The sequence below is a fragment of the Sulfuricurvum sp. genome (assembly GCF_028688295.1).
Classification (GTDB): domain Bacteria; phylum Campylobacterota; class Campylobacteria; order Campylobacterales; family Sulfurimonadaceae; genus Sulfuricurvum.
Genome location: NZ_JAQTYM010000089.1, coordinates 1 through 7,100 on the forward strand (window position 1 = coordinate 1; position 7,100 = coordinate 7,100).

5 protein-coding genes and 1 pseudogene are annotated in these 7,100 nt (G+C 42.1%); 3 read left to right on the forward strand and 3 right to left on the reverse strand.

Annotated features, from left to right (window positions below):
- The 3 genes and pseudogenes from purT to PHR02_RS12360 all read left to right on the forward strand — a co-directional run.
- Window positions 1–249, forward strand: a pseudogene (purT, locus tag PHR02_RS12350) (phosphoribosylglycinamide formyltransferase 2); the annotation flags it as partial.
- On the forward strand, window positions 246–1,166 hold the full coding sequence (locus PHR02_RS12355) for a D-2-hydroxyacid dehydrogenase (protein ID WP_299992469.1): 921 nt from the start codon (window positions 246–248) through the stop codon (window positions 1,164–1,166). The pseudogene purT and the gene PHR02_RS12355, both read left to right, overlap by 4 nt.
- Window positions 1,167–1,267: 101 nt before the next feature.
- Window positions 1,268–2,494 carry a diguanylate cyclase gene (locus PHR02_RS12360; protein ID WP_299992471.1) on the forward strand — a complete coding sequence of 409 codons (1,227 nt, stop codon included), beginning with the start codon at window positions 1,268–1,270 and terminating at the stop codon, window positions 2,492–2,494.
- On the opposite strand, the gene PHR02_RS12365 is transcribed toward PHR02_RS12360, so the two are convergent.
- Genes PHR02_RS12365 through PHR02_RS12375 form a run of 3 tightly spaced genes read right to left on the reverse strand, consistent with a single transcriptional unit; the run spans window position 2,491 to window position 6,966 of the window.
- A complete protein-coding gene (locus PHR02_RS12365; protein WP_299992472.1) occupies window positions 2,491–3,396 on the reverse strand; it encodes an AEC family transporter in 906 nt (301 codons plus the stop codon). The two genes, PHR02_RS12360 and PHR02_RS12365, sit on opposite strands and share 4 nt — an antisense overlap.
- Window positions 3,397–3,433: 37 nt before the next feature.
- Window positions 3,434–5,479, reverse strand: a complete 2,046-nt coding sequence (locus tag PHR02_RS12370) for an EAL domain-containing protein (protein ID WP_299992474.1) — start codon at window positions 5,477–5,479, stop codon at window positions 3,434–3,436.
- Window positions 5,480–5,481: 2 nt separating this feature from the next.
- Entirely contained in the window at window positions 5,482–6,966 is a 1,485-nt protein-coding gene (locus tag PHR02_RS12375; RefSeq protein WP_299992476.1) for an extracellular solute-binding protein, read from the reverse strand.
- Window positions 6,967–7,100 lie beyond the last annotated feature (134 nt).

Here is a 7,100-nt window from a genome sequence, read left to right on the forward strand (position 1 = left end):
CTTGGATTGCCGTTAGGCTTTACTTTCTACGGTGACGGTGCGAGTGCGGCATTTAAATCTACCGTCGAATCGCATGAACCGGTGATCGACGTTGCCGATGAGTTGTTTGATGATAATAGCTTCGTTCGCGTATTCGGTAAACCTGAAGCGCACGTTGGACGACGTATGGCTGTGGTGTTGGTATTTGACAAAGTGAATAAAGCGATGAAGAAAGCGAAGAAATTGATTCAAAAGATCAAAGACGCATGAAAATAGTCATACTTGATGCACTAACCTACGGTGATACCTCGTTAGCGGGATTTGAAGCTCTGGGAGATGTGGTCGTTTATCAGACGACATCTGCCGATGAGACGATGGATCGCGTTCGAGAGGCGGAAGTGATTGTTACGAACAAAGTGGTGATTAGCGATGCCGTGATGGAAGTGGCTCCGAATCTCAAACTCATTTGTGTCGCTGCGACGGGAACCAATAATATCGATCATGATGCCGCCGCTCGTCGGGGCATAAGTGTCAAAAACGTTGCGGGGTATTCGACCGATGCGGTGGTGCAACACACTTTTTCAATGTTGTTTTACCTTATGGGGCATAGTCGTTATTACGATGAGTATGTCAAAAGCGGAGCGTGGCAGAAAGAAGCGGTATTTGCCCATATCGGTCCCTCGTTCAGCGAACTGCGTGGAAAAACGTGGGGGATTATCGGTCTCGGTGAGATAGGACGAAATGTGGCAAAAATTGCATCTGCATTTGGTGCTAACGTCTGTTATTACTCCACCTCAGGGAAAAATGAGAACAGCGAGTATGAAAAAACGACATTGAGCCGTTTGATCGAAAACAGCGATGTCATCTCAATCCACGCACCATTGAACAAATCGACTGAAAATTTGATCTCCCACTCCGAACTCTTGCAAATGAAAGACGGTGCGCTGTTGCTAAATCTCGGTCGGGGCGGGATTGTCGATGAGGATGCCCTCTCGGTCATCATCGACGTCAAACCGATTTTCGTCGGTTTGGATGTGTTAGCGAAAGAACCGATGAAAATACCCCATCCTCTCTTAGTTGTAAAACACCCAGAACGCCTTTACATCACTCCCCATATCGCATGGACATCACGTGAGGCACGTCAACGTCTTATAGCAGCAACAGTTGATAACATTCGTAGTATTTAACTAAATACTACGATCTCTTCTATTTTCACTCCATTTTAGGAATCTTTTAACTATAGCGTGCTATTACTATAATAGGTAGTTATAGCAGTATAAGAGGTAGCGTGAAAAAAAGAAGTGATATAAAACGGTTTGGTTCATTTGTTAAACGAGTAGTGATACTTTCAGCATTGTTTGGAATAACACTTTTTCTCGTCTATTGGATTCTTATTAGTCAAAGTGACCGCAATCCGCTCAAAGAGCAAAGTAAACAGACGGGACGGATGATTTTTTCGATGTTCTATACCGCGATGCAAAACGGTTGGGGACAAAAAGAGATTGATGCGATGACGTATCGTATCAATCACGATAATAAAAATCTTCAAGTTAAACTTTATCGAGGGCCACTCGTCGACGCAGTGTACGGTAAACGACAAGGGCAAGACTCTTTTACGATGATCGATCGAGATGAGATGGAACTGATTGATAATACAACGGTACGGTACCATTACGCAATTAAATTTGAGCAAGCGTGTTTACAGTGCCATGCTAATGCAAAAATTGGTGATGATGCTGGGATGTTGGAACTCACCTTCCCTATGGGAGAATTTTGGGTCAGTAGTACGTATGTCTTTAAAATGATTGTTGCGATCTTTTTAGTAACGGTGCTCTCAATCTCATTCGTTTTGTATATTATGCTAAAACGACAATTTATTAATCCGCTTGATGAGTTTGTGGTTCAGGTTGATAGGATTATGTCACACAAAGATTTGAGAAAAGAAATCAGTGTAAAAACATCGATAGCAGAACTGAATCATTTGAAAAATGTATTTAACAAAATTCGAGCACAATTGGCTGATTCGTTTGATTCAATCAAACAATCGGCAGAAGTGGATGAATTGACGGGAATATTTAATCGTCTAAAACTTAATCAGGTTTTGGCTCAGTGCGGACAAAATGAACTTAAAGCTTCTATTGTACTGTTTGATTTGGATAAATTTAAATTGATTAACGATACTTATGGGCATGATGTCGGGGATGAAGCCCTAAAACGATTTGCATCGGTCATACGGGAGAATTTGAAAGGGCGAGATTATGTCTTTCGTTTGGGAGGTGATGAATTTATGGCACTTTTACCCAATACATCAGCCCAAGATGCCCGTTCAATTGCCGTTCAAATTGAAGAACAATTGAGAATGACACCTCTGGTGACCGATAAAGGGATGATTATTATTGAGTGCAGTTATGGGATCGCATACAGTGATGATATGGTCCATACGTTTGATGAGCTTTTTAGGAATGCCGATCAATCAATGTTTACTCATAAGAAAGCCAAAAATGTAGCTCGTTAAAAGAGATGCAGTAGCGTAGGTAAGATAAAAGCTATTCCTAAAAACATGATGGATGTCGTAAATACTTGCACTGTTACGGTGCGAGGTGAACAGTTATAAAGTGAAGCCAAATTTACGTTAGCTACCGCTAGAGGGACGATCAGCTCTAAAAATAAAATACCTTTCACGACCCTATCCATCTCTACCATCCCTAACACCACAAACGCAATCATGGGTATCAGAAGAAATTTCGTCCCGTTGACCCATGCGGTGAGTCGCAGGTTTATCTCTCCTAATTTAATCCCGTACAGATAGATTCCAAACAGCACTAACTGCATGGTCATTGAGGCATACGCCCCCATCATCAGTGTTTTATCCACCGCAGGGCTAGGAACATATCCGATAAGATTCAGTGCGATAGCTACCATCGCCGCCCAAAGGACGGGGAGTTTGAGGATATTCATGAGCGAATCACGGACACTGAATTCGCCGCGTGAATAGTAAAAGACTCCTATGGTATAAACGACAAATACATTGACGAGATTGATGAGGGTGAGATAAGGGACACTCATCTCCCCAAATAGCGCGATCCCCAGCGGGATACCGAGATTTCCAGTATTTCCGATCAGTGCAGCGACGGTGGCAATGGAGCGCTCTTTTGTATCACGAAAGAGCATTTTTGTTAAAGGGATCATCAACAATAGGGCTAAAAGGGAGATTCCCAGATAAAGGGCAGGTGCAAAGAGAAGTTCCGTATCGATAGGGCGTTTGAGCAATCCCCAAAAGGTGAGGAAAATTTGTAAAAAATAGACACTAAGCAGGGTTATGGTACGGTCGTCGATTTTCTCTTTGAATGTCCATTTGGCACCAAAGCCGACAGCGATAAAGAGGTAGATACCTAAAATGGAGAATAAAGTTTGCATTGTCTTTTTTGATCTGTATTGTAGCTAAAAATGTTTATTAGCATTGAGAAGTATCGGCGGTTAAAGTTTTTCTGGCTTCTGAACTGGGTAGCGGTTTGTAATAATGGTATCCTTGCGCGATTAAACACCCTTCTTTCAGTAAAAATTTCCCTTGTTTATCGGTCTCGATTCCTTCGGCGACAATGTTGAGATTTAGCCCTTTACATAGATGGATAATTGATTTTACGATTTCACCATCGGCCTGATCTTCGGGGAGATGATCGACAAATGATTTGTCGATTTTAAGTTTATTTATCGGCAAATTTTTTAGATAGGCGAGTGATGAGTATCCCGTTCCGAAATCGTCTATCGCCAATTTAAATCCCATCTCTGAAAGCTGTATGAGGATGTTTTTAGAATAGTCGGGATTGTTCATGATAATGCTTTCTGTGAGTTCTAGCTCAATCCACTCGGTCAGGCAATTGTGTTTTTTCAAAATTGTGGGGACAACTTTTTCGAGATTACCATGAATTAGTTGCTTTGCTGAAATATTGACTGCAATGTAACCCGGATTTAATCCTTGACGTTTCCATTCGGTTATTTGACGCGATGCTTCTTCTATTACCCATTCCCCGATTTCGATAATAAGCCCAGTCTCTTCAGCAATAGGGATGAATTTGAGTGGGGATACAATTCCGAACTCTGGGTGGTTCCATCGTATAAGTGCCTCAAAGCCGATTACTTTTTCAAGAGACATATCAACTTGCGGCTGGTAGTAGAGGATGAATTCTTTATTGCTAAGGGCTTTGCGCAAACTGTTTTCCAGTGTTAGCCGCTCGTAGACTTTTTGTGTCATCTCCTGCGTATAAAACTGATAGGTGTTTTTCCCCTCTTCTTTAGCCTGATACATTGCAGAATCGGCATTTCTGAGCAGTTCCTCGGCACTTTTGGCATCGTTCGGAAAAAAGCTTGCTCCCGCACTGCACGTAATAAAAATTTCATATCCCCCGATATTCATCGGATCAATAAGCATCCCAAGAAACTCTTTAATGATCTCTTCTGTATCATTTTTACTCCGTGCATTTTCTATGATAATGGCAAATTCATCGCCGCCAAAACGGGCAATTGAATCTAACCCTATCGTTTTTACAAGACGGTTAGCGACCTCTTGCAAAACACCGTCTCCAATGCTATGACCAAAAGAGTCATTAATCTCTTTGAAACGGTCAAGATCGATGAACCATACGGCAAATGGTTGCTGAAGTTGAATATAACGGTTGAGTTTTTCAACGAAATTAAGTCGATTGGGGATACTTGTCAGTGAATCGTAGTGTGCAGAGTGATCCAGAATATCTCTTTGTCTCACCAATATGTTTTGTTTTTCTTCCAGTGAGGATAGGGCACTTCTAAGATTTTCTTGTGACATCAAAAGATTGTTTTCAGCTTTTTTAATGCTTCGGGAGACAAAATAGGCCAAAACAACAAGTAATACAAACGTTGCTATAGTGACCAAAATAAGCATTGTTGTGGCATTTTTTAGATGCTTATCTGCTTGTTGTGACTTGGTAAGCTGAAACGTATAAAGCTCATCAAGAAGGAAGTCTTCATACTGTTTAAGATAAATAATTTTGTTATTCAGGTCCCGAATTTTGATGTAGTAGGCACTGTTTTCATTCGCATTAAGCCCTTCTCCGAGCCGCCTCAAGAGTGATTTTTCCATCATATTTTGCTTCGAAAATAGCTCAGAATCCAAGACATGTTGTACCTGATCAAGTTCGGATAGGATGATATGTTTAAATTCGATCCACTCTTTTTTCTCACGGATATTCGGCGTTAATGCTGCGAAATGTTTTTGAAACACTTCTTTGGATTGGAAGAGGGTTTGTTTTTGCTGTTCTAGATCCGATGTCGTCAGTAGCCTCTCGGTATCATATTTGAGGACGAAGAGGGACTCGTACGCCGATTTACTGAGCTCCTGATCCGCTGTAATTCGTTGGTAATCACGCAGTAGCAAGAGCAAAAGGGTTCCGACAACGATAGAACCTCCCAATATGGTGGCAAGGCTGAGATTGGCAATTCTTCGAAGCGTCATCGTATTTTGCATGGTTAATTGAGCGAGGACTTATAAAAAGAGCTTTGCTTTTCTCGTCCAATTTTGTCGGTAATTTTTTCCCACTCTGCGGAGGCTTTATTCATCGCTTCTTGCGGTTTCATCTCTCCCATGAGTGCTTTGTAGGCATACTCATCAATCGCTTGATAATACTCTCCGGCTCCTGGAATGGTAATATCGTAAACGACGTTTGGATTTTTTAACGATACGGTGATTTCATCGAGATAGGCTTTGGCCGAAGGGGTAGAAAACCCCGCACTATTCCACGAAGCGGGATCGTTAAAGTGGGAATAGCGGGAAGGGTTTACGGCTGTTCCGTTCGTTGCGGTCAGTTTTTTGGTCATCTCTTTAGAGGTCATATGTGCCGCAAAAGCAAAGGCCAGTTCTTTGTTTTTAGACTCTTTGTTGACCAAAAACATCCAGTTTCCACTGATGGATGAGACGCTATTTGCACGTTTATCCCATAGAGACGTTCGGGCATTGTAAACGGTATCTGAACCCGGTATCTGGGAATAACCGACGTTATTTTTGACGATGGAGACCGGTGAATTGGCAGCAAAAATTCCCATATCAGCCCAATCCATAGCCATGGCAACCTCACCTGATGCAAAAGCGTTACGGACATCGTGCCCCGCAAAACTTGCCATCCCCGGAGGGCCAAATTGCATAAAATCGATATAGTCTTTTAATGCTTTGACAAACGCAGGATTGTTGATACGGGGTTTCATCGTCTCCGGATCAAAATAATAGGCTTTGTCGTCAGGATGTTTGGCATACGCGGCGGCCTGAGCGAAAAATTGGAGCATAGAGATATCGTTTTTAACTCTCAACCCCGCCATTCCGTATTCCGGTTTTCCGTCATTATCCCAATCCCAGCCGTTGAAAAACTCAGCCACATCCCGAAATGATTTCCATGTTTTAGGAGGTGTGAGGGGGTAACCATACCGATTTTGGAATGCAGTGCGATTTTTCGGATTCTCAAAAAGATCTTTCCGGTAGTAGAGATTGATACAGTCGCCATCATAGGGTAGTCCGTAGCTTTTGTTGTTCCACGAGAGGACACTATTGCGGTAAATAGGGAGAATATCTTCCCAGTCGATCTGTTTTTTGATTGATTCGGGGATCGGCTCAATATGGTTATTCCCTAAAAGGGTGCCGTTCCACATTGAAATCACGACAAAAATATCGTAGTTGAGATTAGGGTCTGTGAGTGATTGATCAATTTTCTCGATGGTTTCATTCCAACTTGGGGTGACGACGCGAACCTTTCCCCCTGTTTTTTTTTCGAACGCTTCGACTTCATCCAAAATCGGGCCACGTATTAGTCTGGCTTCGAGTGTCGGGACGATGAGGATTATAGACTGCCCCTCATAAGCTCTCTTGAGAGTGGGCTTCGAAGCAGTTTCATTGCTGTTTTGACATCCGGAAAAAAATAGAAAAATAGTTGATAAAAAGAGTGTAGCAAGAAAATAGCTTTTCATTCAAGGCTCCCTCAGAATATTTTAAATTCTGGAACGGTATCGGCAGCGATGAAGATCGCTTAGCTGTTATAGTTTAGTTGATTTTATAACACGGTACATTTTTTTCACCTTAATGGGGTTTTCTCTTAAACTTT

Bases quoted from the DNA above. Each gene is read 5' to 3' on its own strand.
- PHR02_RS12355 (WP_299992469.1), top strand. From the start codon at position 246: ATGAAAATAGTCATACTTGATGCACTAACCTACGGTGATACCTCGTTA.
- PHR02_RS12365 (WP_299992472.1), bottom strand. From the start codon at position 3,396: ATGCAAACTTTATTCTCCATTTTAGGTATCTACCTCTTTATCGCTGTC.
- PHR02_RS12370 (WP_299992474.1), bottom strand. From the start codon at position 5,479: ATGCAAAATACGATGACGCTTCGAAGAATTGCCAATCTCAGCCTTGCC.
- PHR02_RS12375 (WP_299992476.1), bottom strand. From the start codon at position 6,966: ATGAAAAGCTATTTTCTTGCTACACTCTTTTTATCAACTATTTTTCTA.